Origin of the sequence: Mesorhizobium sp. M0968 (assembly GCF_040319065.1) — a bacterium.
Taxonomy (GTDB): Bacteria; Pseudomonadota; Alphaproteobacteria; order Rhizobiales; family Rhizobiaceae; genus Mesorhizobium.
Map to the genome: position 1 here is coordinate 149,976 of NZ_JAMYNL010000005.1, position 24,600 is coordinate 174,575.

Here is a 24,600-nt window from a genome sequence, read left to right on the forward strand (position 1 = left end):
GGGCCGCATCCCAGGGCCGGCAGCCGTGCGGGCAAGGCCGTTCCGTTCCCCAAAAGTGAGGCATTCTTTCCATGGCGAAGATCAAGGTGGCGAACCCGGTCGTCGAACTCGACGGCGACGAGATGACCCGCATCATCTGGCAGTGCATCAAGGACAAGCTGATCCACCCTTATCTCGACCTCAAGCTCGAATATTACGACCTCGGCATCGAGCACCGCGACGCCACCAACGACCAGGTGACCATCGATTCGGCCAATGCCATCAAGAAATACGGCGTCGGCGTGAAATGCGCGACGATCACGCCCGACGAGCAGCGCGTCGAGGAATTCAAGCTGAAGAAGATGTGGAAGTCGCCGAACGGCACCATCCGCAACATCCTCGGCGGCACCATCTTTCGCGAGCCGATCATCATGAAGAACGTGCCGCGGCTGGTGCCCGGCTGGACCAAGCCGATCATCGTCGGCCGCCACGCCTTCGGCGACCAGTACCGCGCCACCGACTTCCGCTTCCCCGGCAAGGGCAAGCTGACGATCAAATTCGTCGGCGAGGACGGCCAGGTGATCGAGCACGACGTCTTCGACGCACCCGGCGCCGGCGTCGCCATGGCCATGTACAATCTCGACGAATCGATCCGCGAATTCGCCCGCGCCTCCCTGAACTACGGCCTGCTGCGTAATTACCCCGTCTACCTCTCGACCAAGAACACCATCCTCAAAGCCTATGACGGACGCTTCAAGGACATCTTCCAGGAGGTCTACGAGGCGGAGTTCGAAGCAGAATTCAAAGCGAAGAAACTCTGGTACGAGCACCGGCTGATCGACGACATGGTGGCCTCGAGCCTGAAATGGTCGGGTGGCTATGTCTGGGCCTGCAAGAATTATGACGGCGACGTGCAGTCCGACACGGTGGCGCAAGGCTTCGGCTCGCTCGGCCTGATGACCTCGGTGCTGATGACGCCGGACGGCAAGACCGTCGAGGCGGAAGCCGCGCACGGCACCGTCACCCGCCACTATCGCCAGCACCAGAAGGGCGAGGAGACCTCGACCAATTCGATCGCCTCGATCTTTGCCTGGACACGCGGCCTCGCGCACCGCGCCAAGCTCGACGACAATGCCGAACTGAGGCGCTTTGCCGAGACGCTGGAAAGGGTCTGCATCCAGACGGTCGAGTCCGGCTTCATGACCAAGGACCTGTCGCTGCTGATCGGCCCCGACCAGCCATGGCTTTCGACCACTGGCTTCCTCGACAAGATCGACGAAAATTTGCAGAAAGCGATGGCCTGAGCCCAACCGGCATGGGCAAGCCCGTCGTCTACGGCGCGGACTACAGCGTCTATGTGCGCATCGTGCGGCTGGTGCTGGAGGAAAAGGGCGTCGGCTACGAGCTCGTGCCCGTCGACATCTTTGCCGCGGACGGCATTCCCGGCTGGTATTTCGAGCACCAGCCGTTCGGCCGCATCCCGGCCTTCGAGCATGACGGCTTTCGCCTCTACGAGACCGGCGCGATTGCCCGTTATGTCGACGAAGCCTTTGGCGGCCCGGCGCTGCAACCGGTCGAAGCCCGGCCTCGAGCACGCATGAACCAGATCACCGGCCTGCTCGACGCCTATGCCTACAGGACCATGGTCTGGGATGTCGCTGTCGAGCGGCTGGAAACAACGCCGCCCAACGAAGCGGTGATCGCCAACGGGTTGCGGCAGGCAAGAACGGCATTGCAGGCGCTCTCTTCGCTGAAAGCCGAAGGGCCTTGGCTGTTGGGAACGGACCTGACGCTGGCCGACCTGCACGCCGCACCGATCATCGGCTATTTCGTCAAAGTCGCCGAGGGACAAGCCCTGCTGGCCGAGTTTGCCGAGATCCAGAATTGGTGGACCCGCATTGCGGCGCGTGCGAGCGTTGCCGGCAGGCTGACTTAACTCTCGAGCGCATTCATGGCCAAGCTCTCTCACCAGGACGCACTGACGGTGGCCAGAATAGTCAGAGTCAACCACGCCGGCGAGTACGGCGCGATCAGAATCTATTCGGCACAGATTCTTGTCGCGAAGCGTTTCTGGCCGGACTGCGTGCCGTCTTTGTCGGAGATGCTTGGGCACGAGCGCACCCATTGCGCGTCTTTCCATGCAGCCATGCCACTGCGAAATTCCCGACCGTGTCGCGTGATGCAATTCTGGAGCTGGGGCGGCTGGCTGCTGGGTTTCCTCACTGCCCTGCTCGGCCCGCAAGGCGTCTGGGCCTGCACCGCAGCTGTCGAAGCGGCGGTGCACCGCCATCTCGATGATCAGCTGTTCTTTCTCACCGGACGCGATCACGAGTTGCACGGCATCATCCTGTCCATCCGCGCAGAAGAGCTTGCCCATCTCCGTCACGCCGAAGAGCAGCTGACCTCGCCTGGACCGTTGCTGAACCGCCTGCGCGCAGCGATCTCCGTTACCACCGACTGCCTGATTTGGCTGTCGACCTGGGGGGACTCGACGCGAATGACGCGTGCCCTGAAGGCATCAAGGCATCTCTGATGAGCGCTATGCCGTTCTAGCGCCGCCTCTTTGGGGCCACTGCCCTGCGCCATCGGGCCGCCGCCCGGCCCTAACGCCATACCGTGATCTGAACACCTGGCTCAGGCGAAGCAGCCACCGAATTGGCAAGCCGCTCAATCGGGAAGGTAGATCTCCGCCTTCATGAAGGTCTTCGCACGGCCTGTGATCAGCACGCGATCTCCGGCCAGTTCGCATAGCAAATGCCCGCCGCGCTGCGAGCATTGGAATGCCGACAGATGCGTCTTGCCGAGTTTTTCAGACCAATAAGGCACCAGCGTCGCATGAATGGAGCCGGTTACCGGATCCTCGGGAATGCCCGCCCCAGGCACGAAGTAACGGGAGACGAAATCGTGGGCTCGCCCAGGCGCGGTAATAACCAGGCCGAGAGGATGAAAACGTCCGATCCTGAGCAGATCGGGAACGAAAGATCGCACGGTTGTCTCGTCGGCAAGCTCGACAAACAGGTTCTCGAAATTGCGGAAGCTCGCAACCGGCCGCTGAGGCAATATCGCTTGCAGCGCCGAGTTCAGCTCTTCCTCGACGGGCTGCGGCGGAAAACAAGGCAGATCGAGCTGATAGCCCCCTTCCCACCGGGAAACCCGCAGCTCGCCGACCCGGGTGGCGAAGGCCATTTCGCCCTGACCATTGTATTCCGTAGCCAGCACATGGGCGGCCGCAAGAGTGGCGTGGCCGCAGAAGTCGACTTCGTGGACCGGCGTGAACCAGCGCAAATCCCAACCTTTGCCATTCGGCCGCACAAACGCGGTTTCAGCAAGATTGTTTTCGTTGGCGATGGCCTGCATTACCTGCTCCGACAGCCATTCCTCTAAAAGGAGAACGGCGGCAGGGTTACCCTGGAAGGCCCTTTCGGCAAAGGCATCGATCTGATACATCGTCAATGTCGGCATATCGGCCCTCAAAGATATCCGCTGGGCGACGCGCCATTTCGGCCGTGCCGCCCCCGGTGCAGGTTCACGCCGCTTCGAGAGCCGCCTTCACCGCAGCGATCGCGTCTTCGGCCTTCGACGCGTCCGGGCCGCCGGCCTGAGCCATATCGGGTCGCCCGCCGCCGCCCTGCCCGCCCAACGCCGCGGACGCGACGCGCACCAGATCGATGGCGCTGAAGCGGCCGGTCAGATCATCGGTGACGGCGACGACGACGCTTGCCTTGTTGTCCTCGCCGGCGCCGACGAAGACGACGATGCCGGAGCCGAGCGACTTCTTGCCGGCATCGGCCAACGGCTTGAGATCCTTTGGCGAGACGCCCGATACCGCCTTGCCGAGAAAACCGACACCGGCAATGGTTTCGTTTTCCGCAGGCACACCGGCTGGCGAGCGATCGCCCAGCGCCAGCTTCTTGCGCGCCTCTGTCAGCTCCTTTTCGAGCTTCTTGCGCTCGTCGAGCAGCGCCTCGACGCGGGCCGGCACATCGGCCGGCGAAATCTTCAGCGCGGCGGCGGCCGCCTTCAGCCGCTTGTCCTGTTCGTCGAGATGCTTTCTGGCCGCCTCGCCGGTCAACGCCTCGATGCGGCGAACGCCGGCAGCGACCGCGCTGTCGGACAGGATGCGCACCAGGCCGATATCGCCGGTCGCCCTGACATGCGTGCCGCCGCATAGCTCGACCGAATAAGGCCGGTTGGCCTTGGCGCCATGCAAGCCCGTGCCCATCGAAACGACGCGCACTTCATCGCCATATTTCTCGCCAAACAGCGCCATGGCGCCTTCGGCAATGGCGTCGTCGACAGACATCAGCCGCGTGGTTACAGGGCCGTTCTGAACGACGATCTCGTTCGCCATGCGCTCTACCTCTTCGAGCTCGTCATGCGAGATCGGCTTGTTGTGGGAGATGTCGAAGCGCAGACGCTCGGGCGCAACCAGCGAGCCCTTCTGCGCCACATGGGTACCCAGCACCTCGCGCAGCGCCTCATGGATCAGATGCGTGGCGGAATGGTTCGCGCGCAGCCTGGTGCGACGCGCGTGGTCCACCTTCAGCTCGACGGTCGCGCCCGTCTTGACCGTGCCGTTAGCCACCTTGCCGAGATGGACGAAAAGCCCATCGGCCTTCTTCTGGGTATCGGATATCTCGATCGAGAACCCGTCGCCCGAAATGACGCCGGTGTCGCCCATCTGGCCACCGGACTCGCCATAGAACGGCGTCTGGTTGACAACCACGGCAACGGCGTCGCCCTTGCCGGCGCTGTCGACGGTCTTGCCGTCCCTGACCAGCGCCTGGATGAGGCCTTCCGCCTGCTCGGTCTCATAGCCGAGGAACTCGGTGGCGCCGGCGTTCTCGCGCACCGGAAACCATACCGTCTCGGTCGCCACGTCGCCGGAGCCGGCCCAGCTTTTGCGCGCCTCCGCCTTCTGCCGCTCCATCGCCTCGGTGAAGCCGGCAAGGTTGACCGAGATGTTGCGCTGGCGCAGCGCGTCCTGCGTCAGATCGAGCGGAAAGCCATAGGTGTCGTAGAGCTTGAACGCTGTCTCGCCATCCAGCATGTCGCCGGGGGCCAGCTTTTCCGTCGCCTCCGAAAGCAAGCCCAAGCCGCGCACCAGCGTCTTGCGGAAGCGCGTCTCTTCCAGCTTCAGCGTTTCGGTGATCATCTGTTCGCCGCGCACCAGTTCCGGGTAGGCTTGGCCCATCTCGCGGACCAGCGCCGGCACCAGGCGCCACATCAGCGGATCGCGGGCGCCGAGCAATTGCGCGTGGCGCATGGCGCGGCGCATGATGCGACGAAGCACGTAGCCGCGTCCTTCGTTGGACGGCAGCACGCCGTCGGCGACCAGGAAGCAGGACGAACGCAAATGGTCGGCGATGACGCGGAACGATGCGGCGGTGCCCGCATCCGGACCTTTGCCAAGCGCCGAAGACGCAGCGTCGATGAGGTGGCGGAACAGGTCGGTTTCGAAGACGCTTTCAACGCCTTGCAGGATGGAGGCCATGCGCTCGAGGCCCATGCCCGTGTCGATCGACGGACGCGGCAGGTCGATGCGCTCTTCCTTCGTCACCTGTTCATACTGCATGAATACCAGGTTCCAGAATTCAAGGAAACGGTCGCCATCCTCCTCGGGGCTGCCGGGAGGGCCGCCCCAGATATGCTCGCCGCGGTCGATGAATATCTCCGAACACGGCCCGCAAGGTCCAGTGTCGCCCATCGCCCAGAAGTTGTCCGAAGTCGCGATGCGGATGATGCGATCGTCCGAAAGGCCGGCGATCTTCTTCCAGTACGAAGCCGCCTCGTCGTCGGTGTGGTAGACGGTGACCAGCAGCTTGTCCTTCTTCAGCCCGAACTCCCTGGTGATCAGGTTCCAGGCAAGCTCTATGGCCCGCTCCTTGAAATAGTCGCCGAAGGAGAAATTGCCGAGCATCTCGAAGAAGGTCAGGTGGCGCGCAGTGTAGCCGACATTGTCGAGGTCGTTGTGCTTGCCGCCGGCGCGAACACTCTTCTGGGCGGTCGTGGCGCGCGAATAGGGCCGCTTCTCCAGACCGGTGAAAACGTTCTTGAACTGCACCATGCCGGCATTGGTGAACATCAGCGTCGGGTCATTGCGCGGCACCAGCGGGCTTGACGCGACGACCTCGTGACCTTCCTTGCGAAAATAGTCGAGAAATGCCGACCGGATCTCGTTGACGCCACTCATGAATACTGCCTTTTCGAGAGAACCGCCGGCTGCCGGCGGAAAATAGACATGGCCTTTTAGCGGTCGCACCGCAGCCTGTCCAGAAACACCAAATGGGCTCAAATCCCGGCTTTCACCAGCGCCTTGAAATGCGTCTGCCTCGCCGTCAAACGCGAACCGCCGGCCTTGGGCCGGCGGTTCGAAACGCATCGATTACGCAAACTCAAAATCAAAACATCAAATCGAAACCTGGCTGAGGCTCAGCGAGGCGTCGCTTGCCCTACATCACCCCAGCGTCGTCCTCGAAACCGTCGTCGCTGCTTTCTGAGCCGCCGTTCTCAAGGAATTTCTCAGCGATCAGCCCGGCATTCTGCCGTAGCGCCAGCTCGATCTCGCGCGCCGTGTCGGGATTGTCGCGCAGGAACAGTTTTGCGTTTTCGCGGCCCTGGCCAAGACGCTGCGAATTGTAGGAGAACCAGGCGCCCGACTTTTCGACCACGCCCGCCTTGACGCCGAGATCGACCAGCTCGCCGGTCTTGGAGACGCCCTCGCCATACATGATGTCGAACTCGACCACCTTGAAGGGCGGCGCCAGCTTGTTCTTGACGACCTTGACGCGGGTCTGGTTGCCGACGACCTCGTCGCGATCCTTGACCGAGCCGATGCGGCGGATGTCGAGGCGGACCGAGGCATAGAATTTCAACGCATTGCCGCCGGTCGTCGTCTCGGGCGAACCGAACATGACGCCGATCTTCATGCGGATCTGGTTGATGAAGATGACCATGGTGTTGGAGCGCGAGATCGAGGCGGTGAGCTTGCGCAGTGCCTGGCTCATCAGGCGGGCCTGCAGGCCGGGCAGCGAATCGCCCATCTCGCCTTCGATTTCCGCCCGCGGCGTCAACGCCGCCACCGAATCGACCACCAGCACGTCGATGGCGCCGGAGCGCACCAGCGTGTCGCAGATCTCCAGCGCCTGCTCGCCGGTATCGGGCTGCGAGATCAAAAGGTTTTCGAGATCGACGCCGAGCTTGCGGGCATAGACCGGGTCGAGCGCGTGCTCGGCATCGACGAAGGCGCAGATGCCGCCCTTCTTCTGGGCTTCGGCCACCGTGTGCAGCGCCAGCGTCGTCTTGCCCGAGCTTTCCGGCCCGTAGATCTCGACGATGCGGCCGCGCGGCAGGCCGCCGACGCCAAGCGCGATGTCCAGCCCAAGCGAGCCGGTCGGCACCGTCTCGATCTCGACGACCTGCTCGTTCGCGCCGAGCCGCATGATCGAGCCCTTGCCGAAGGCACGCTCGATTTGCGACAGCGCCGCATCCAGAGCCTTTGATTTGTCCACCGCTTTGTCCTCTACAAGCCGCAAAGAATTCTGAGCCATGATACATCACCCCGTGGTCGTCAATGGAGGCCGGACAATCCCGCAATCCTTAAAAGAATGTACCTCATTTGTTCTCATTTGTCAATGAGCACCAAGGGTTTGAAAAATAACGCATATCCCTATTTGTTCTATTTTTGTTTCGCAATTATTGCTTCGGATGTATCTCACCTCGCATGCGGCGCCGTTGCCGTTACCGACCGAATCGGACCCGCGATTGCAGGGTTCCGCCCGGCGACCTAGTCTCCCCGGGCAACAGCTAAAGGGCATTTTGACGGCATGATCAAATCCCCGACGATCCTGGCCGTGGGCGGCGCCTATATCGAGCGGCGCGGCCGGGTTGCCGGCGCCTTCGTGCCGGCCGCTTCCAACCCCGGCACGATGCGCGAGCATGTCGGCGGTGCCGTCTTCAACGCCTTGCGCTTTGCGGTGCGACGCGGCGCCTCGGCCGCGCTGCTTTCGGTGCGCGGCGGCGATGCCCTTGGCGACACGGTTTTACGCGCCGTCACCGAGGCCGGCATTGCCGACCTGTCGGCGGTGTTCCTCGACCGAGCAACGCCAAGCCATACGATGCTGATCGACAGCGACGGCGGGCTGATCGCCGGCCTTGCCGACATGGTGCTCTACGAGCTGGCGCTTCCCAAGCAGATCCGCCGCGCCAAGGTGCGGGAAGCGATCGGTTCGGCTGACGCGGTGCTGTGCGACGCCAACCTGCCGTCGACCGCGCTGGAGCGGCTGGCGGCACTCGCCGCCGGCAAGCCGGTGTTTGCGCTTGCGGTCTCGCCCAACAAAGCGGCGCGGCTGACGCCGGTGCTCGACCGTCTGGCGATGGCCTTCATGAACCGGCGCGAGGCCGGCGTGCTCGCCGGCGTCCAAATCGATCAAGGCATCGTCGACGGCCTGAGACGCGCCGGGCTGAAAAGCGGCGTGATCACCGCCGGCGACGAACCAGTGCTCGGTTTCGACGAATTGAGCGCGTTCTCGATCTCGCCACCGCCGCTGCAAAAGCGGACCGATGCTGCCGGCGCCGGCGACGCATTGGCAGGCGCCACGATCGCTGCCCTGCTGCGCGGCCTGACGCTGCGCGCGGCACTGCGCGAAGGCATTGCCGCAGCGATGCTCGTCGTCGAGAGTGCCGCCTTCACCAGCGCTGGCTTTGCCGAAGCGCTGGCGCTCGTGCCCGAGGCGCGGGAGCTGGCATGAAGTGCGGCCCGGAATTGCCGAAGCATGACGCAGCCTATTTGCCGGCGCGCCGTCCTGCCTCGTAGGCGCGGCGCGCCCAGATCGCCATCTCGTCGGGATCGTCGAACGCGCTGTCGGGAACGCTCCAATAGGGCATCGACACGAGCTTGCCGTGGCGCGAGCCGGTATAGGTCCATTGCCGGCAGCCGGCCGCTTCGAATTCCGGGGCGCTTTCGGCGTCGGCCTTCAGCATCAATTCGCCACCGATGACGATGGCGACGATGACGCCGTCGAAATAGATGCCCTTGCCGCCGAACAGCTTGCGGATGCTGACCGGGCCGAGGCCTTCGAAAAGCTCTTCTATGCGCTCGTTGTCCATGCGGCGATCATGTCACCCGGATTTCCCCTTGTCATCGCCGCAACCGGCGCCATCCTGACAAAGTTCAAATCACTTTCGTCGGAGTTTCTCATGCCGCTTCTGCTCAAAGGGTCCTGCCGGTGCAATGCCGTGCGTTTCCAGGTGGAAAGCCACACGCCGGTGCCGTTCATGCTGTGCTACTGCTCGATCTGCCGCAAGCAGCAGGGCGGCGGCGGTTTTGCCATCAATCTCGGCGCCGATTACGAGACGCTGAAAGTCCAGGGCAAGCGCCATCTCGGCGTCTACCGCGCCGAGATCGAGGACGACGAGCACCCGCAACGCGAGACCTCGACCGGCGAGCGGAACTTCTGCACGAAATGCGGGACGGCACTCTGGCTCTACGATCCGACCTGGCCGGAGCTGGTGCACCCCTTCGCCTCGGCGATCGACACAGACCTGCCGAAGCCGCCGGAGAAGGTGCATCTGATGCTGAAATACAAGGCGAACTGGGTCGAGCCGGATATCGGCAAGGGCGACAAGGTCTTCGATGTTTACCCGGAGGAGTCGATCGCAGACTGGCACAAGCGAACGGGGATGTGGGTGGATTAGTTGCTCCCGGCCTTAGGTCGGTGCGTGAGAGCCACCCAGCGCTCTATCTGCGCCACATCCACCCCACTGCGTTGGGCCGCAACCAAGGGATGATCTGCATCATGCAGAAACACCTTCGGACGCTGATCACCGGGCTGAAATACAACATTGGCATGCAGATGCAACGAGCCGGGATACTCAGGAATGTTGTGCATCAGATATCCAAAACAGAGTTCTTCTTCATACTGGCCACTGTCATATCCATCTCGGTATAGATCCCAGCTTTTTTCCGAGACCGACATCCATACGCCGAAACAGAACTCGCTGGATAGCTGAGGCACTGGCAGAGGCAGCAAGCAACGAACAAACCGATCTGTTACCCCCGACGCACGGCGCACCTCGCAGAAATCTTCATTCTTACGAAAGGTCGCTCGAGCGGCATCGTCAAGCGTGTCCGTGTCCACGGGCGCACCGAACGCCATATCTGTTGGAAGCCCGGTATATTCCTGACCGCAACAGGCACACCGCCAGCGATATGCCTCGGCACTCATCACCAGAGACGCTAAGCCGCGCTTGCTTCGCGCGCCTCGGCCAGTGCCTTCAGATCAGCCGGCTTCAATTCGACCGATTCGCCGCAGCCGCAGGCCGAGCTCTGGTTCGGATTGCGGAAGGTGAAGCCGGTTCGCAGTGTCGTCTGCTCGAAATCCATCTCGGTGCCGAACAGGAAAAGTGCCGCCTCCGGCGCGACATAGACATGGGCGCCATCGCGCTCGATATGGTCGTCCTTGGTGTTCGGCTCGGTCACCAGATCGACCGTATATTCCATGCCGGCGCAGCCGCCCTTCTTGATGCCAAGGCGAATGCCATGCGCATTCTCACGGGTCGCGACGATCTCGCGCACCCGGTCGGCAGCCTTTTCGGTCATCGTGATGACGGCGAAGCGTCCCATGTCTTTCCTTCTCCATTCTTTGCAGGTTCAAGGCCTGCCGAATGATTCCTCACCTAAAATGGTGAAGTTTTGTACCCGGCGCAAGTGCGCCAGCCTCTGTCTGGTCGGATGCTAATACCAGCCCACCGCCACCTGTGCCTCTTCCGACATGCGGTCGGGCGACCAGGGGGGATCGAAGGTCATGTTGACCTCGACGCCGGAAACGCCTTCGACGGCGCCGACGGCATTTTCGACCCAACCCGGCATTTCGCCGGCCACCGGGCAGCCGGGCGCGGTCAGCGTCATGTCGATCTTGACCGAGCGGTCGTCCTCGATGTCGATCTTGTAGACCAGGCCGAGCTCGTAGATGTCGGCCGGGATTTCCGGGTCGTAGACCGTCTTCAGCGCCGAGACGATGTCGTCGGTCAGCCGCGCCAATTCGTCGGCGGGGATTGTCGATCCGGAAACCGCCGCATTGGTCGTCGCTTCCGAATTGGTCTCGGCGGTGTGGCTGGCATCATCCATGATCGTCACCCGAAGAATTTTCGCGCTTTTTCCAGCGCATCGGCCAAAGCATCGACTTCGGCCCTGGTATTATACATGCCGAACGACGCTCTGCATGTGGATGTTACGCCGAAGCGTTTCAACAGCGGCTGCGCGCAATGCGTGCCGGCGCGGACCGCCACTCCCTGCCGGTCGATGACCATCGACACGTCATGGGCATGGATACCCTGCAGCTCGAACGAGATGATGGCGCCCTTGCCGGGCGCATCGCCGAAGATGCGCAGCGAGTTGATGGCGCGCAGTTTTTGATGCGCATAGTCCTTCAAATCGGCCTCGTGCGCGGCGATGCGCTCGCGGCCGATCTTTTCCATGTATTCGAGCGCGGCACCAAGCCCGATTGCCTGCACGATCGGCGGCGTGCCGGCCTCGAAACGGTGCGGCGGATCGTTGTAGGTGACGATGTCTTGCGTCACCTCCTCGATCATCTCGCCGCCGCCCATGAACGGGCGCATGCGCTCCAGAATATCCTTCTTGCCATAGAGCACACCGATGCCCGACGGGCCATAGACCTTGTGGCCGGTGAAGACGAAGAAATCGCAGTCGAGATCCTGCACGTCGATCGGCATATGCACGGCGCTCTGGCTGCCGTCGACCAGCACCGGAATGCCGCGCGCATGGGCGATGCGCACAATTTCCTTGATCGGCGTCACCGTGCCCAGCGCATTCGACATGTGGGTTATGGCGACCAGTTTTGTCCGGTCGGTCAGCCGCTTTTCGAATTCCTCGATGTGGAAGACGCCGAGATCATCGACCGGCACCCAGACCAGTTTGGCGCCCTGCCGCTCGCGGATGAAATGCCACGGCACGATGTTGGAATGGTGCTCCATGATCGACAGCACGATCTCGTCGCCTTCGCCGATATTCGGCATGCCGAAACCATAGGCGACCGTGTTGATCGCCGCCGTGGTATTCGAGGTGAAGACGATGTTGTCGGTGCTCGGCGCATTGAGGAAACGGCGCACCGTCTCGCGAGCCTTCTCATAGGCGTCGGTCGCGGCATTCGACAGGAAATGCAGGCCACGATGGACGTTGGCATATTCCTGGGAATAGGCGTGCTGGATAGCGTCGAGCACCACCTGCGGTTTCTGCGCCGAGGCGCCATTGTCGAGATAGACCAGCGGTTTGCCGTAGACTTGCCGCGACAGGATCGGGAAGTCGCGGCGGATCGCCTCGACGTCATAGGGGATGTTTTCGACTTTCTGGTCCATTACAAGCTCTCTCGAGGCACCGCCTCATTCCGTCCAGCACCCCTCATCCGACCGAGCTTCGCTCGGCCACCTTCTCCCACAAGGGGAGAAGGAAGAGCGCCTCTCCTTCTCCCCTTGTGGGAGAAGGTGGCGCCGAAGGCGACGGATGAGGGGTGTTGGCACCAACCCCTCAGTCACCTCTACCCGTGCGTCAAAAACCAATCGTCGAGCCGTGCTTCCAGCGCCTCGACGATGGCCTCGTCGTCCAGTTCCTCGATCACCTCGGCGACGAAGGCCTTGACCAGCAAGCCGCGCGCGGTCTTCTCGTCGACGCCGCGCGCCATCAGGTAGAACAGATGGCTGTGGTCGATCTCGGTGACGGTCGCGCCATGGCCGCAGACGACGTCGTCGGCGAAGATTTCGAGCTCCGGCTTGGTCGAGAACTCGCCGTCATCCGACAGAAGCAGCGTGTTACAGGCCATCTTGGCGTTGGTCTTCTGCGCATATTGGTGGACGTTGATGCGGCCCTGGAAGACGCCGCGCGCCTTGCCGGTCACCACGTTTCGGATGACTTCGGTCGAGGCTGTGTGCGGTACGGCGTGGTCGAGCACCATGGTGACGTCGGTATGGGTGTCGCCGGCGAGCAGATTGATGCCGCGCAAGGTGAATTCGGCGCCCTCGCCGGTCGTCTTCACAACGACCTCCTGGCGGACAAGCTTGCCGCCGGCATTCATGACGAACAGCGTCAGTTTCGAATTCTTGCCGAGATGCGCCTTGAACTGGGCGAGATGCGTCGCCGTATCCGGCTGCTCCTGCACGATGAGCCATGTCACTTCGGCGCCCTCGCCAAGCACAAGCTGGCTGACCGAACTGACCAGCGCCGCCCCCTCGCCTGCCTGGCGCTCGACGACGACAGCTTTGGCGCCGGCACCGACACGGACGGCCAAGCGTACATGCGTCTGTCCACCGGCCTGCAAATTCTGCAATTCGACCGGCTTTTCCAGTTGGGCACCGTCGGCGATGTCGACGAAATAGCCGTCGGCGACAAAGGCGGTGTTGAGCGCGCCGATGGCATCGTCGGCGCCATAGGAATCCAGCCCCGGGGCGATGCTGCCGTCGGTCAGCTTCTCCGACAGGCGCTGCACGGCAACGCCTTTGATACCGGGCAGTTTCGTACTCGACACGCCGTTCAGCACCGGCAAAACGCTGGAGCCTTCGACGATCGGCGCAATGGCTTTCGCAACCGCTGCCGGATCGAAGTCCGGCACCGAGATCAGCAGCCGGCGCAGGTCCGTATAGTGCCAGGATTCGATGCGCCGCGTCGGCAGGCCGCCCTTGATCGCCTCAATGGCGTCGTCGCGCTTCAGCATCACCGCGCCGTCGCCAGGCAGCAGCGACAGCCGCTCGCCAAAGGCGTCGATCAGCGCCGTTTCGGCTAATGTCCGCTGGGGTGTCGTGTGCATATTCATCAGTATCGCCTTGTTTGGCTTGCCTTCCGGGCCCGCTTGCATCTCACGCGGCTTGCCCGATCACGCCGGCATAGCCATTGGCCTCGAGGTCGAGCGCCAGCGACTTGTCGCCCGACTTGATCACCTGGCCCCTGTAGAGCACGTGCACCGTATCCGGGACGATGTATTGGAGCAGGCGCTGATAGTGGGTTATGACGACAATGGCCCTATCCGGCGAGCGCAGCGTGTTGACGCCGTCCGCGACGATCTTCAGCGCGTCGATATCGAGACCGGAATCGGTCTCGTCGAGGACACACAGCTTCGGCTCGAGCAGCTTCATCTGCAGGATCTCGGCGCGCTTCTTCTCGCCGCCGGAAAAGCCGACATTGAGCGGCCGCTTCAGCATCGCCATGTCCATGTTGAGCGAGGCGGCAGCTTCCTTTACGCGCTTGAGAAATTCCGGGATCTTCAGCGGTTCCTGGCCACGCGCCTTGCGCTGCTCGTTCATCGCCACTTTCAGGAATTCCATCGTCGCCACCCCCGGTATCTCCATCGGATACTGGAAAGCGAGAAAGATGCCGGCGGTTGCGCGCTCGGCCGGATCCATTTCGAGGATCGACTGGCCGTTGTAGAGGATGTCGCCCTCGGTGACCTCATAGTCCTCGCGGCCGGCGAGGATATAGGACAGCGTCGATTTTCCCGAGCCGTTCGGCCCCATGATGGCGGCGACCTCGCCGGCCCTGACCGTCAGGTTCAGGCCGCGGATGATCTCGGTGCCGTCATCGACGATACGGGCATGGAGGTTTCTGATTTCAAGCATTATTTTCCACTTTCTTGTTCGCGGTGCCCGGCCTGCGACGGAACTTTTCTAAAAGCTCGAAAAGGGCGTACAAACTTGCTGGTGACCAACATCCAGCCAAAAAACCCAGCCGCGCTTAAGCCTGCAATCGAACCACCAATAGTTTTTGTCGAACTCAAGCCAAACACTGCGCCTATCAACGCCATCACAGCACCACCAACAGCCAATGTCAGCAAGAGCATCAGAACGGCAAATATCAAGCCTTCTATCCGCTTGAACAAATCCATGATCGCCGTTCCAGTTAACTCACCCAACACTCCCCTCGAGGCTGATCCCGATCAGTTTCTGCGCCTCGACCGCGAACTCCATCGGCAGCTGCTGGATGACGTCCTTGACGAAGCCGTTGACGATCAGCGCGATCGCCTCTTCTTCCGGGATGCCGCGCTGCATGACGTAGAACTTCTGGTCCTCGGAAATTTTCGAGGTGGTGGCCTCATGCTCGAACTGCGCCGTCGAATTCTTGGCTTCCATGTAGGGCACGGTGTGTGCGCCGCACTGGTCGCCGATCAGCAGCGAGTCGCAATTGGTGAAGTTGCGGGCGTTGGTCGCCTTGCGGTGCGCCGAGACCTGGCCGCGATAGGTGTTCTGCGAGTAGCCGGCGGCGATGCCCTTGGAGATGATGCGGCTCGACGTGTTCTTGCCGAGGTGGATCATCTTGGTGCCGCTGTCGACCTGCTGGTAGCCGTTCGAGACGGCGATCGAATAGAACTCGCCAGAGGAATCGTCGCCGCGCAGGATGCAGCTCGGATATTTCCAGGTGATCGCCGAACCGGTCTCGACCTGCGTCCACGAAATCTTCGAGCGATGGCCGCGGCAGTCGCCGCGCTTGGTGACGAAATTATAGATTCCGCCCTTGCCTTCGGCGTCGCCGGGATACCAGTTCTGCACCGTCGAATATTTGATTTCGGCATCGTCGAGCGCGACCAGTTCGACCACCGCGGCATGAAGCTGGTTCTCGTCGCGCTGCGGCGCCGTGCAGCCTTCGAGATAGGAGACGTAAGCCCCCTCCTCGGCGATGATCAGCGTGCGCTCGAACTGGCCGGTGTTCTTCTCGTTCATGCGGAAATAGGTCGACAGTTCCATCGGGCAGCGCACGCCCTTGGGCACGAAGACGAACGAACCGTCGGTGAACACGGCCGAATTCAGCGTTGCGTAGAAATTGTCGGAGGTCGGCACGACCGAGCCGAGATACTTCTTCACCAGCTCCGGATGCTCGCGGATGGCTTCCGAGATCGAGCAGAAGATGACGCCGGCCTGCGCCAGCTCCTTCTTGAAAGTGGTGACGACGGAGACGGAATCGAACACCGCATCGACGGCGACGCGGCCCGACTTGTAGACGTTGTCGCTGGCTTCCTCGAGCTCCGACGCATCGGTCTTCTGCACGCCGGCGAGGATTTCCTGTTCCCTGAGCGGAATGCCGAGCTTCTCATAGACCTTCAGCAGTTCGGGATCGACCTCGCTGAGCGAAGTCGGCCCCGGCGTGCTCTTGGGCGCGGCGTAATAGTGGAGGTCCTGGAAATCGATTTTAGGATAGTGGACGCGCGCCCATTTCGGCTCGTCCAGCGTCACCCAGCGGCGATAGGCTTCCAGGCGCCATTCCAGCATCCAGGATGGCTCGTCCTTCTTCGCCGAAATGAAGCGGATAATGTCTTCGCTCAGGCCCTTGGGGGCCTTGTCCATCGCGATTTCGGTCTGGAATCCGTATTTATACTGGTCGACATCGATCTTTCGAACTCGATCGATCGTCTCCTGCACAGCAGGCATCAGCGTTCTCCATCCACGCCGGGGTCAAGGCCCGGCAGTTTTCAAACTATGGCACCGCAAACGAGCACCCATCAGGCACCCGAGGCGGCGTAAGTTTCATATAGTGCGTTCATGCCGGAAATTCACCCGGCCAAATGCGAACGCACGGCTCTACCAGGCCGCAAGGCCCTACATTTCGTCTGCCGCGCTCAGGCGGCTCGTTCCCTGCTTGCCTTTTCCTTACCGGCTTGGCGCGCGACGATCGTCGCCAGCGCCGAACGGAACAGCTCAATGTCTTCAGCGCTGGTCGCGTGGCCGACGGACACGCGCAACGCGCCGAGGCTGTCGCTATAACCCATGGCTTTCAGCACGTGACTCGGCCCTACTTTGCCCGACGAACAGGCCGATCCAGCCGAGAGCGCCACACCGGCCAGGTCGAAGGCAATCTGCGCCGTCTCGGCCTTGATGCCGGCAATAGCGAAGAATGTCGTATTGGCAAGCCTTGGCGCGCCGGTCCCGAAGATTTCGGCGTCCGGAACAAGCGTTTTCACGATCGCCTCGATTTCGTCGCGACGCTGCCGCACCGTTTCGATCGTTTGCAAGCCGGCAGACGCCTCGCGCGCCGCCGCGCCAAACCCGGCAATCGCCGCCAGGTTTTCGGTGCCGCCGCGATGGCCTTTTTCCTGGCCACCGCCGCTGACCAGCGGTCTTGGCATCATCAGGTCCGACGCCGCGACCATGGCGCCGACGCCCTTGGGTCCGCCGATCTTGTGCGAGGAGAGAATCAGATAGTCTGCGTAACCCGCTGACATATCGAGCGGAATGCGGCCCGCCGCCTGCACGGCATCGACAACCAGGATGCCACCCGCCGCCTTGACGATTTCGGCAATGCGGCCAACCGGCTGGATGACGCCGGTCTCATTGTTGGCAGCGTGGATGGCCACCAGCGGCAAGCCTTCGGCCTTGTCATGCTGGGCGAGAGCCTCGGCCAAAACGTCGAGCCTGACGACGCCGTCGGCGTCGACGCCGATCCGCGTTACCTGCCCCGTGGGGAAACGCCCGCCGTTCAGCAGGCAGGGATGATCGGACTCGGACACATGGAGCCGGCTCATGCGGACAGCGCCGCGGCCCATCTGCCAGTCCGGCGTCAGCAGCGTCGAGGCCGCTTCCGTCGCGCCGGAGGTGAATACGACATGCTCGGCCCTGGCGTTGACCAGTCGCGCCACGTCGCGCCTGGCGTCCTCGATCAGCCGCCGTGCAGCGCGGCCCTCGGCATGAACCGAGGACGGGTTGGCGGCAACGTCGAGCGCAGCCACCACCGCCGCGCGCGCCGAGGCAAGCAGCGGCGCGCTGGCGTTGTAGTCGAGGTAGGCGCGTGCTCCGGCCATTTCCGTCCAACTGGTCCCTTCAAAAGCCGTTCCGCGAAGATAGCGCGTTATTTCCTTGAAATTGCAAGGCAAGACGTCCTATTTACGCGGCTTGCGGCGCGGGTGGCCGAGCCACAATTTTTGGCCGCCCAGTTTTGAACAATTCTAAACTAGCTTCTAGAAAGACGCTCGCCCTGCGTCAAGGCCTAGGGAAGACTGGGGCCAGAGGAAGAGTTGTTCCGGGCGCCGCGCAATTTATGCCAAGTGGAGTATTTCATGCCTGAGGTCATTTTCACCGGTCCGGCCGGCCGTCTGGAGGGTCGCTATCAGCCCTCGAAGGAAAAGAGCGCGCCGATTGCCATCGTCCTGCACCCGCACCCCCAGTTCGGCGGGACGATGAACAACAAGATCGTCTATGACCTCTTCTACATGTTCCAGAAGCGCAATTTCACCACGCTGCGCTTCAATTTCCGCGGCATCGGCCGCAGCCAGGGCGAGTTCGACCACGGCACCGGCGAATTGTCCGACGCCGCCGCGGCGCTCGACTGGGTGCAGTCGCTGCATCCGGATTCCAAGAGCTGCTGGGTTGCCGGCTATTCGTTCGGCTCGTGGATCGGCATGCAGCTTCTGATGCGCCGGCCGGAGATCGAGGGCTTCATCTCGGTCGCGCCGCAGCCCAATACCTATGATTTCTCGTTCCTGGCGCCATGCCCGTCGTCCGGCCTGATCATCCACGGCGACGCCGACAAGGTCGCGCCGCCCAAGGACGTGCAGGGCCTGGTCGACAAGCTGCACACGCAAAAGGGCATTACCATCACCCAGAAGACCCTGCCCGGCGCCAACCATTTCTTTGCCAACCATGCGGAGCTTCTGATCGAGGAATGCGCGGACTACCTGGATCGCCGGCTGGCCGGGGAACTGTCCGACCCACGGCCGAAGCGGCTGAGATAATCGGCGATGTACCAACCGCCTCACTTCCAGGAAACACGGCCGGACGTCCTGCACGGGCTGATCCGGGCGCATCCGCTTGGCCTGCTGGTGTCGAACGGCGTCGAGGGGCCGGTCGCCAACGCGATTCCCTTTCTTCTTGACGCGGATGTGCCCCCGAACGGCAGGCTGCGCGCCCATTTGGCCAAAGCCAATCCGCAATGGCGGCTTTTGGCCGACAATCCCCCGGCGCCGGTACTGGTCGTCTTCCAGGGCGCCGATGCCTATGTGACGCCGTCCTGGTACGAGACCAAGCGTGAAACCGGCAAGGTGGTACCGACCTGGAACTACGCCATCGTCCAGGTGCGCGGCAGCGTCACGGTGATCGAAGACCAGGATTGGCTGGCCGAGCAGATTTCCGATCTGACGATGTCGCAGGAGGGCAGCCGCTCGGCGCCGTGGGCGGTGACCGACGCGCCGGCACCCTTCATCCAGTCGCAGATCAAGGGCATCGTCGGCCTGGAGATCGAAATCACCGAAATCAGCGGCAAATGGAAAGTCAGCCAGAACCGCCCGGCCGCCGACCGCGTCGGTGTCGCCGAGGGGCTCGAGAGCGAGACTGCCGATTCGGCCGACATGGTCCGGCTGGTAAGGTCTTACGGCGGGCTGGACGGCAAGTAATCTGGATTGCTTGCTCGACCGGTTCAAGCCGGTGGCGGGTTCAATCGACCTTGGTCATCGCCGCCTTGCGCTCGTTGGCGATCAGCCAGAGATTGCGGATGTAGATCAACAGGCCCATGGCCTGGCCGGCGATGAACACCGGATCCTGACGCTGGATGGCGTAGATCAGCAGCAGGCCGCCGCCGAACAGCGAAAAGAACCAGAAGGCGATCGGCACGACGCTGCGCTTGGCCTTTTCCGACGCCACCCACTGCACCAGAAAGCGCATGGTGAAGAAGAACTGGGCGACGAAGCCGAGCAGAACCCAGGCATCGAATTGCTTGACGAAAACATCGTGAAGCCAGGTCGCCAATTCCTGAAGCACGTTACCCATGCCTGATTTCCTCTACTTTGGGCATTCTGCGGCGCCTGCGGCGCAGCCACCAGACGCCGGCAAGATCGAGCACGCCCTGCAGGCCGCGATCGAAGATGCCGTAATTCGATTTGCCGTGACGGCGGGAGCGGTCGACGACATCGCAATGGACGACGCGGTAGCCCTCCTGGATGACCAGCGCCGGAACAAAGCGGTGGGTGCCGTCGAAGAACGGCAATTTCCGCAAAATGTCGGTGTAGATCGCCTTGAGGCCGCAGCCGGTATCCCGCGTCTCGTCGTGCAGGATGGCTTTTCTCAGCCCGTTGGCGAAACGCGACGCCAGTTGCTTGATCTTGCTGTCGCGGCGCTTCAGACGCTGTCCCTGCGCGGCCCCGACTTCGGGACCAGCCTGCCGCAGCGCGTCGATCAACACCGGGATGTAGCCGGGGTCGTTCTGGCCGTCGCCATCGATGGTGGCGACGATATCGCCGCGCGCCGCCCAGGCGCCTGAGCGCACCGAGAGCGACTGGCCGGCGGATTTTTCATGCCTGAGATGGCGCAGCGGAAACCGGCGAAGCGCTGCCTCTGCGGCAAGCACCGAAGGTGTATCGTCTGTCGAGCCGTCGTCGACGACAATGACCTCGAAGTCCCGCCCGGCCATGGCAGTGCCGATCTCGTCGAGCAGAAGCGGCAGGTTCGCCGCCTCGTTCCGGCAAGGAATGACGATGGATATCTCCGGCATCTCGACTCTGTCACAGGATATGGCATTCGATCGATGCCGCGCGGTCCAGTGGAAGAGCCCCGCTGGCGCGGCGCCTCATTACGCCAGCCGAAACAATGACGCAAGCAGGCCGCACGCTTGGGGTTCTCCCTTCTCCCCTTGTGGGAGAAGGTGGCCGCGCGAAGCGCGGTCGGATGAGGGGTGTTCCAGCTTGGCAACGACGGCACTCCGTCCAACACCCCTCAACCGTCTCGGCGCTGCGCGCCAATCCACCTTCTCCCACAAGGGGAGAAGGCAAGAGGGTGTCGCAAAACCGGATTCCACTTTTGCTGATCGCGCTTGAGTGCTAAACGCCCGCCTTCATGCATGGCCGAGCCGCGTTCGGCCGGAAGCTTTTCGGGAAAGAAAATGTCCGCCTTCAAATCCGATTTCCTGCGCACGATGAGCGAGCGCGGTTTCATCCACCAGACCTCGGACGATGCCGGCCTCGACCAGCTTTTCGCCACGGAAACGGTGAGCGCCTATATCGGCTTCGACGCCACCGCCAGGAGCCTGCATGCCGGGTCGCTGATCCAGATCATGATGCTTTACTGGCTGCAGCAGACCGGCCACCGGCCGATCGCGCTGATGGGCGGCGGCACCTCGATGATCGGCGATCCGTCGTTCAAGGACGAGGCGCGCAAGCTTTTGACGCCGCAGGACATCGAGGACAATCTCGCCGGCATCCGCCGCAACTTCACGCCCTACCTCAAATTTGGCGGCGGCCCCAACGACGCCGTCATGATCAACAATGCCGACTGGCTGATGGACATCAACTACGTCAATTTCCTGCGCGATGTCGGCCGGCATTTTTCGGTCAACCGCATGCTGGCCTTTGATTCGGTCAAGCTCCGGCTGGATCGCGAGCAGTCGCTGTCGTTCCTCGAATTCAACTACATGATCCTGCAGGCCTACGACTTCGTCGAGCTCTACAAGCGCCTCGGCTGCCGGCTGCAGATGGGCGGCTCCGACCAGTGGGGCAACATCGTCAACGGCATCGATCTCGGCCATCGCATGGAAGGCGCGCAGCTCTATGCGCTGACGACGCCGCTGCTCACCACCTCGTCCGGCGCCAAGATGGGCAAGTCGGCCTCGGGCGCGGTCTGGCTCGATGCGGAGATGCTGAGCCCATACGAGTTCTGGCAATACTGGCGCAACACCGAGGATGCCGATGTCGGCCGTTTCCTGAGGCTCTACACGACCCTGCCACTCGCCGAGGTCGGACGCCTCGAACGGCTCGGCGGCTCGGAGATCAACGAAGCCAAGAAGATCCTCGCCACCGAAATCACCGCCATGCTGCATGGCCGCGAGGCGGCGGAGGAGGCCAGCGAAACGGCGCGTAAGACGTTCGAAGAAGGGGCGCTCGCCGAAACACTGCCAACCGTCGAGGTGGGCAGGACCGATCTTGAAGCCGGCGTCGGCATATTGTCGCTGTTCGTCACCGCCGGGCTGGCCGGGTCCAACGGCGAGGCACGGCGGCATATCCAGGGCGGCGCCGTGCGCCTCAACGACCAGCTCGTGGCCGACGATCGCAGGATGGTGACGCTGCAGGACCTTGGCCCGGAAAACGTCGCGAAGCTGTCGCTCGGCAAGAAGAAACACGTTCTGGTGCGGCCGGTCTGACCAGGGCCCGGTACTTCCTGTTAGATCTTTTCCGAAACCGGTTTCATCTTGCGGCGCTTACCTTCGGTTCGGAATCACCGCCGAGGTTAATCAGCTAGCTCCCGAGAATGGCCGAGGTGCCATTCGTCTCATCGATCGGATCGAGCAGGTAGCGCAAATAGCGGACGTTCTGCGGCGCTTCGATGAACGTCTTGTTCGAGGCACGGAAGCGGACTTGCGGCTTGGAGGCTTGGAGGCTTGGAATGTGAGAAGCGGACGTTCAGGCGCCCCCATGCATCGACGCGATCTGACCCATTCACGACAGTCGAAATCACGGTGAACGGGTCCGCTTGCGCCGGTAAAGCGAACGTACGACGTGCTACGAATCTCGCCTGGCTGGTCCTGGGCGGACCAGAGGAGCTAACGTCTATGCTATAGCCCTCCATGGCCCTCCTGAATCCCTGGGTTTGGACACCAGTTCGAGCGGAACGCCAGAGAGATGCCCTGAGGCGCTGCTGTCACGTGGGATGGCTGCCTCGCAGGCGCCGCCCTCCGATAGCTCATGGGCGGCTTGAGGCGGCGATCGCGGGATAGTCGGTATAGCCAGCGGAGCCGCCGCCATAGAGCGTCGCCGAGTTGAACTCCGTCAGCGGCGTGCGCGTCTTCAGCCGTTCCACAAGATCGGGATTGGCGATGAACGGGCGCCCGAAGGCGAAGAGGTCCGCCTTGCCCTCGGCGAGCCGCGACGCCGCGAGGTTGAGGTCATAGCCGTTATTGGCGATATAGGTATTGTTGAAGCGGCGGCGGAGCGATCCGAAGTCGAACGGCGCGACATCGCGCGATCCGCCCGTGGCGCCCTCGACGACATGGATATAGACGATGCCCAAAGCATCGAGTTGATCGACGATATAGTCGAACTGCGCCTGGGGGGCGCTGCTCGAGACGCCGTTGGCGGGCGAGACGGGCGAAATCCGGATGCCGGTGCGCTCTGCGCCGATCTCCTCGACCACCGCAGTCGCAACCTCCAGCATCAGCCGGGCGCGGTTCTCGACCGATCCGCCATAAGCATCCGTGCGGACATTGGCACCGTCCTTGGCGAACTGGTCCAGCAGATAGCCGTTGGCGCCATGAATCTCGACGCCATCGAAGCCGGCCTCAATGGCGTTCGCGGCTGCTTGCCGGAAATCGTTGACGATCCCCGCGAGCTCGTCGAGCGCCAGCGCGCGGGGCTCCGAAACCTCGACAAAGCCGTTGTTCACGAACGTCTTGGTCGCGGCCCGGATTGCCGAGGGCGCGACGGGCGCGGCGCCGTTCTCCTGCAGATCGACGTGCGAGACGCGGCCGACGTGCCAGAGCTGCAGGAAAATCCGCGCGTCCTTGGCGTGCACCGCGGTCGTGACCTTTCGCCAGCCGTCGATCTGAGCCTGAGAATAGATGCCGGGCGTGTCCTGGTAACCTTGTCCCTGCCGCGAGATCTGCGTGGCCTCGGAGATCAGCAGGCCGGCGGAGGCCCGCTGGCCGTAATACTCGGCGGCAAGATCGCCCGGAACGAAGCCCGGGCCAGCGCGATTGCGCGTGAGGGGCGCCATGACGATACGATTGGAGAGCGTCAGCGAGCCGAGAGAATAAGGCTCAAAAAGTGCTTTGTTGGTCATAGGTCACCTTGTTTGTCCCCGCCGCGACGAGGTCGTTATCAAATGGATTCGTTGGTGCTCAGGCGACCTTGCGGTACCGCTCGGCGGGATGTTCGTTCCGATAGTTCGGAAGCATGGCCTGGCGCGCGGCCTGAAGCGCATCCCACTGCCCGGCATCGGGAAGCGGCGGGATGGTCACCGGTTCGCGGCGGTCGAAGCCGACCAGCGCCGCATCAACCAGATCGTCCACCTCCATCACGTTGGAGAGCGTGTTGATGTCGGCGCCGACGTGGCCCCAGATCTCCGTACGCGTCGTGGCGGGCAGCACGGCCTGGACGTAGACACCCTTCGGCGCGAGCTCGAGGCTGAGCCCCTGCGACAGAAACAGCACGAAGGCTTTGGTTGCGCCGTAAACCGTCATCCCGAACTCCGGCGCCAGCCCGACCACGGAGCCGATGTTGACGATCGACCCTTCGCCAGCTTTCGCAAGACGCGGGGCGATGGCGCTGGCAAGTCGCAGAAGCGCGGTCGTGTTGAGCGCAACGAGCCGGGCGACGTCATTGGTACTCTGCTCGATGAAGCTTCCGCCGATGGCTGTTCCGGCATTGTTGACGAGAATCCCGATGCGGGCGTCATCGCGCAGCCTCGTCTCTACCGTTGCAAGCTCGGCAGGCTGCGTAAGATCAGCCTGGATGATATCGATCGCAACGCCAGTTTCCTGACGGAGCCGGGCTCCCAGTGCCTCCATTCGTGCCACGTCACGGGCAACGAGCACGAGGTCGTGTCCGCGGCGGGCGAACCGTTCGGCATAGGAAGCTCCGATGCCCGTGGAGGCGCCGGTTATGAGGACTGATGGAATGGTGGTCATGGCATTGCTCTTTTCTCTGATGGAAC

25 protein-coding genes are annotated in these 24,600 nt (G+C 62.6%); 8 read left to right on the plus strand and 17 right to left on the minus strand.

Annotation, left to right across the window (positions count from 1 at the left end):
* The first annotated feature begins 71 nt into the window (after window positions 1-71).
* Genes NKH67_RS11005 through NKH67_RS11015 form a run of 3 tightly spaced genes read left to right on the plus strand, consistent with a single transcriptional unit; the run spans window position 72 to window position 2,512 of the window.
* On the plus strand, window positions 72-1,283 hold the full coding sequence (locus tag NKH67_RS11005) for an NADP-dependent isocitrate dehydrogenase (RefSeq protein ID WP_352501578.1): 1,212 nt from the start codon (window positions 72-74) through the stop codon (window positions 1,281-1,283).
* Between the two features lie 11 nt (window positions 1,284-1,294).
* A complete protein-coding gene (locus NKH67_RS11010; RefSeq protein WP_352501577.1) occupies window positions 1,295-1,915 on the plus strand; it encodes a glutathione S-transferase family protein in 621 nt (206 codons plus the stop codon).
* Between the two features lie 15 nt (window positions 1,916-1,930).
* A complete protein-coding gene (locus NKH67_RS11015) occupies window positions 1,931-2,512 on the plus strand; it encodes a demethoxyubiquinone hydroxylase family protein (protein WP_352501576.1) in 582 nt (193 codons plus the stop codon).
* 134 nt (window positions 2,513-2,646) lie between these two features.
* Here the strand turns inward: NKH67_RS11015 and NKH67_RS11020 are convergent, their stop codons facing one another.
* From NKH67_RS11020 to recA, 3 genes are all read right to left on the minus strand, one after another.
* A complete protein-coding gene (locus NKH67_RS11020) occupies window positions 2,647-3,441 on the minus strand; it encodes a PhzF family phenazine biosynthesis protein (RefSeq protein ID WP_352501575.1) in 795 nt (264 codons plus the stop codon).
* A 64-nt stretch (window positions 3,442-3,505) separates the two neighbouring features.
* Window positions 3,506-6,172, minus strand: coding sequence for an alanine--tRNA ligase (gene alaS, locus NKH67_RS11025; protein ID WP_352501679.1), 2,667 nt, complete (start codon window positions 6,170-6,172; stop codon window positions 3,506-3,508).
* Window positions 6,173-6,431: 259 nt separating this feature from the next.
* Window positions 6,432-7,529 carry a recombinase RecA gene (gene recA / locus NKH67_RS11030; RefSeq protein ID WP_023674696.1) on the minus strand — a complete coding sequence of 366 codons (1,098 nt, stop codon included), beginning with the start codon at window positions 7,527-7,529 and terminating at the stop codon, window positions 6,432-6,434.
* Between the two features lie 276 nt (window positions 7,530-7,805).
* Between recA and NKH67_RS11035 the strand changes: the two genes are divergently transcribed.
* Window positions 7,806-8,729, plus strand: coding sequence for a PfkB family carbohydrate kinase (locus NKH67_RS11035; protein WP_352501574.1), 924 nt, complete (start codon window positions 7,806-7,808; stop codon window positions 8,727-8,729).
* 34 nt (window positions 8,730-8,763) lie between these two features.
* Here the strand turns inward: NKH67_RS11035 and NKH67_RS11040 are convergent, their stop codons facing one another.
* A complete protein-coding gene (locus NKH67_RS11040) occupies window positions 8,764-9,087 on the minus strand; it encodes a TfoX/Sxy family protein (protein WP_352501573.1) in 324 nt (107 codons plus the stop codon).
* 90 nt (window positions 9,088-9,177) lie between these two features.
* On the opposite strand from NKH67_RS11040, the gene NKH67_RS11045 reads away from it, so the two are divergent.
* Window positions 9,178-9,675: a GFA family protein gene (locus NKH67_RS11045; RefSeq protein ID WP_353030758.1), complete on the plus strand. Its 498-nt coding sequence runs from the start codon at window positions 9,178-9,180 to the stop codon at window positions 9,673-9,675.
* Here NKH67_RS11045 and NKH67_RS11050 read toward each other — a convergent pair.
* The 9 genes from NKH67_RS11050 to NKH67_RS11090 form a co-directional block, all read right to left on the minus strand.
* Entirely contained in the window at window positions 9,672-10,205 is a 534-nt protein-coding gene (locus NKH67_RS11050) for a DUF2199 domain-containing protein (protein WP_352474721.1), read from the minus strand. The two genes, NKH67_RS11045 and NKH67_RS11050, sit on opposite strands and share 4 nt — an antisense overlap.
* An 11-nt stretch (window positions 10,206-10,216) precedes the next feature.
* Window positions 10,217-10,603 (minus strand): Fe-S cluster assembly scaffold SufA, encoded by a 387-nt coding sequence (gene sufA / locus NKH67_RS11055; protein WP_352474720.1) that lies wholly within the window; start codon window positions 10,601-10,603, stop codon window positions 10,217-10,219.
* 111 nt (window positions 10,604-10,714) lie between these two features.
* On the minus strand, window positions 10,715-11,107 hold the full coding sequence (locus NKH67_RS11060; RefSeq protein ID WP_352474719.1) for an SUF system Fe-S cluster assembly protein: 393 nt from the start codon (window positions 11,105-11,107) through the stop codon (window positions 10,715-10,717).
* Between the two features lie 5 nt (window positions 11,108-11,112).
* Entirely contained in the window at window positions 11,113-12,354 is a 1,242-nt protein-coding gene (locus NKH67_RS11065; protein WP_352501570.1) for a cysteine desulfurase, read from the minus strand.
* A gap of 179 nt (window positions 12,355-12,533) precedes the next feature.
* Window positions 12,534-13,802 carry a Fe-S cluster assembly protein SufD gene (gene sufD / locus NKH67_RS11070; RefSeq protein WP_352501569.1) on the minus strand — a complete coding sequence of 423 codons (1,269 nt, stop codon included), beginning with the start codon at window positions 13,800-13,802 and terminating at the stop codon, window positions 12,534-12,536.
* A gap of 43 nt (window positions 13,803-13,845) precedes the next feature.
* Window positions 13,846-14,601, minus strand: a complete 756-nt coding sequence (gene sufC, locus NKH67_RS11075; RefSeq protein WP_023674687.1) for a Fe-S cluster assembly ATPase SufC — start codon at window positions 14,599-14,601, stop codon at window positions 13,846-13,848.
* On the minus strand, window positions 14,601-14,867 hold the full coding sequence (locus NKH67_RS11080; RefSeq protein ID WP_352501568.1) for a hypothetical protein: 267 nt from the start codon (window positions 14,865-14,867) through the stop codon (window positions 14,601-14,603). The genes sufC and NKH67_RS11080 overlap by 1 nt, the downstream gene beginning before the upstream one ends.
* Before the next feature lie 19 nt (window positions 14,868-14,886).
* Window positions 14,887-16,404 carry a Fe-S cluster assembly protein SufB gene (gene sufB, locus NKH67_RS11085; protein ID WP_352501567.1) on the minus strand — a complete coding sequence of 506 codons (1,518 nt, stop codon included), beginning with the start codon at window positions 16,402-16,404 and terminating at the stop codon, window positions 14,887-14,889.
* 188 nt (window positions 16,405-16,592) lie between these two features.
* Window positions 16,593-17,771, minus strand: a complete 1,179-nt coding sequence (locus tag NKH67_RS11090; protein ID WP_352501566.1) for a cysteine desulfurase family protein — start codon at window positions 17,769-17,771, stop codon at window positions 16,593-16,595.
* Between the two features lie 255 nt (window positions 17,772-18,026).
* On the opposite strand from NKH67_RS11090, the gene NKH67_RS11095 reads away from it, so the two are divergent.
* Entirely contained in the window at window positions 18,027-18,701 is a 675-nt protein-coding gene (locus NKH67_RS11095) for an alpha/beta hydrolase (RefSeq protein WP_023674683.1), read from the plus strand.
* 6 nt (window positions 18,702-18,707) lie between these two features.
* Window positions 18,708-19,358, plus strand: coding sequence for an FMN-binding negative transcriptional regulator (locus tag NKH67_RS11100; RefSeq protein ID WP_352501565.1), 651 nt, complete (start codon window positions 18,708-18,710; stop codon window positions 19,356-19,358).
* 40 nt (window positions 19,359-19,398) lie between these two features.
* Here the strand turns inward: NKH67_RS11100 and NKH67_RS11105 are convergent, their stop codons facing one another.
* The gene (locus NKH67_RS11105; protein ID WP_023674681.1) at window positions 19,399-19,731 is read right to left on the minus strand and encodes a lipid-A-disaccharide synthase N-terminal domain-containing protein; all 333 of its coding nucleotides are present in this window, start codon (window positions 19,729-19,731) and stop codon (window positions 19,399-19,401) included.
* On the minus strand, window positions 19,724-20,452 hold the full coding sequence (locus tag NKH67_RS11110; protein WP_352474713.1) for a glycosyltransferase family 2 protein: 729 nt from the start codon (window positions 20,450-20,452) through the stop codon (window positions 19,724-19,726). Before NKH67_RS11110 ends, NKH67_RS11105 begins: the two co-directional genes overlap by 8 nt.
* Window positions 20,453-20,839: 387 nt before the next feature.
* On the opposite strand from NKH67_RS11110, the gene tyrS reads away from it, so the two are divergent.
* Window positions 20,840-22,093, plus strand: a complete 1,254-nt coding sequence (gene tyrS, locus NKH67_RS11115; protein ID WP_352501564.1) for a tyrosine--tRNA ligase — start codon at window positions 20,840-20,842, stop codon at window positions 22,091-22,093.
* A gap of 539 nt (window positions 22,094-22,632) precedes the next feature.
* Here tyrS and NKH67_RS11120 read toward each other — a convergent pair.
* Complete coding sequence (locus NKH67_RS11120) at window positions 22,633-23,727, minus strand: alkene reductase (RefSeq protein WP_352501563.1); 1,095 nt, start codon at window positions 23,725-23,727, stop codon at window positions 22,633-22,635.
* A gap of 58 nt (window positions 23,728-23,785) precedes the next feature.
* The gene (locus NKH67_RS11125) at window positions 23,786-24,574 is read right to left on the minus strand and encodes an SDR family NAD(P)-dependent oxidoreductase (protein WP_352501562.1); all 789 of its coding nucleotides are present in this window, start codon (window positions 24,572-24,574) and stop codon (window positions 23,786-23,788) included.
* Window positions 24,575-24,600 lie beyond the last annotated feature (26 nt).

Coding starts and splice junctions, on each gene's coding strand:
- NKH67_RS11045 (WP_353030758.1), top strand. CDS start 9,178: ATGCCGCTTCTGCTCAAAGGGTCCTGCCGGTGCAATGCCGTGCGTTTC.
- NKH67_RS11065 (WP_352501570.1), bottom strand. CDS start 12,354: ATGGACCAGAAAGTCGAAAACATCCCCTATGACGTCGAGGCGATCCGC.
- NKH67_RS11125 (WP_352501562.1), bottom strand. CDS start 24,574: ATGACCACCATTCCATCAGTCCTCATAACCGGCGCCTCCACGGGCATC.
- alaS (WP_352501679.1), bottom strand. CDS start 6,172: ATGAGTGGCGTCAACGAGATCCGGTCGGCATTTCTCGACTATTTTCGC.
- NKH67_RS11105 (WP_023674681.1), bottom strand. CDS start 19,731: ATGGGTAACGTGCTTCAGGAATTGGCGACCTGGCTTCACGATGTTTTC.
- NKH67_RS11005 (WP_352501578.1), top strand. CDS start 72: ATGGCGAAGATCAAGGTGGCGAACCCGGTCGTCGAACTCGACGGCGAC.
- NKH67_RS11110 (WP_352474713.1), bottom strand. CDS start 20,452: ATGCCGGAGATATCCATCGTCATTCCTTGCCGGAACGAGGCGGCGAAC.
- NKH67_RS11100 (WP_352501565.1), top strand. CDS start 18,708: ATGTACCAACCGCCTCACTTCCAGGAAACACGGCCGGACGTCCTGCAC.
- sufA (WP_352474720.1), bottom strand. CDS start 10,603: ATGGGACGCTTCGCCGTCATCACGATGACCGAAAAGGCTGCCGACCGG.
- NKH67_RS11060 (WP_352474719.1), bottom strand. CDS start 11,107: ATGGATGATGCCAGCCACACCGCCGAGACCAATTCGGAAGCGACGACC.
- NKH67_RS11080 (WP_352501568.1), bottom strand. CDS start 14,867: ATGGATTTGTTCAAGCGGATAGAAGGCTTGATATTTGCCGTTCTGATG.
- NKH67_RS11035 (WP_352501574.1), top strand. CDS start 7,806: ATGATCAAATCCCCGACGATCCTGGCCGTGGGCGGCGCCTATATCGAG.
- sufC (WP_023674687.1), bottom strand. CDS start 14,601: ATGCTTGAAATCAGAAACCTCCATGCCCGTATCGTCGATGACGGCACC.
- NKH67_RS11040 (WP_352501573.1), bottom strand. CDS start 9,087: ATGGACAACGAGCGCATAGAAGAGCTTTTCGAAGGCCTCGGCCCGGTC.
- NKH67_RS11010 (WP_352501577.1), top strand. CDS start 1,295: ATGGGCAAGCCCGTCGTCTACGGCGCGGACTACAGCGTCTATGTGCGC.
- sufB (WP_352501567.1), bottom strand. CDS start 16,404: ATGCCTGCTGTGCAGGAGACGATCGATCGAGTTCGAAAGATCGATGTC.
- recA (WP_023674696.1), bottom strand. CDS start 7,529: ATGGCTCAGAATTCTTTGCGGCTTGTAGAGGACAAAGCGGTGGACAAA.
- NKH67_RS11015 (WP_352501576.1), top strand. CDS start 1,931: ATGGCCAAGCTCTCTCACCAGGACGCACTGACGGTGGCCAGAATAGTC.
- sufD (WP_352501569.1), bottom strand. CDS start 13,802: ATGAATATGCACACGACACCCCAGCGGACATTAGCCGAAACGGCGCTG.
- tyrS (WP_352501564.1), top strand. CDS start 20,840: ATGTCCGCCTTCAAATCCGATTTCCTGCGCACGATGAGCGAGCGCGGT.
- NKH67_RS11095 (WP_023674683.1), top strand. CDS start 18,027: ATGCCTGAGGTCATTTTCACCGGTCCGGCCGGCCGTCTGGAGGGTCGC.
- NKH67_RS11050 (WP_352474721.1), bottom strand. CDS start 10,205: ATGAGTGCCGAGGCATATCGCTGGCGGTGTGCCTGTTGCGGTCAGGAA.
- NKH67_RS11020 (WP_352501575.1), bottom strand. CDS start 3,441: ATGCCGACATTGACGATGTATCAGATCGATGCCTTTGCCGAAAGGGCC.
- NKH67_RS11090 (WP_352501566.1), bottom strand. CDS start 17,771: ATGGCCGGAGCACGCGCCTACCTCGACTACAACGCCAGCGCGCCGCTG.
- NKH67_RS11120 (WP_352501563.1), bottom strand. CDS start 23,727: ATGACCAACAAAGCACTTTTTGAGCCTTATTCTCTCGGCTCGCTGACG.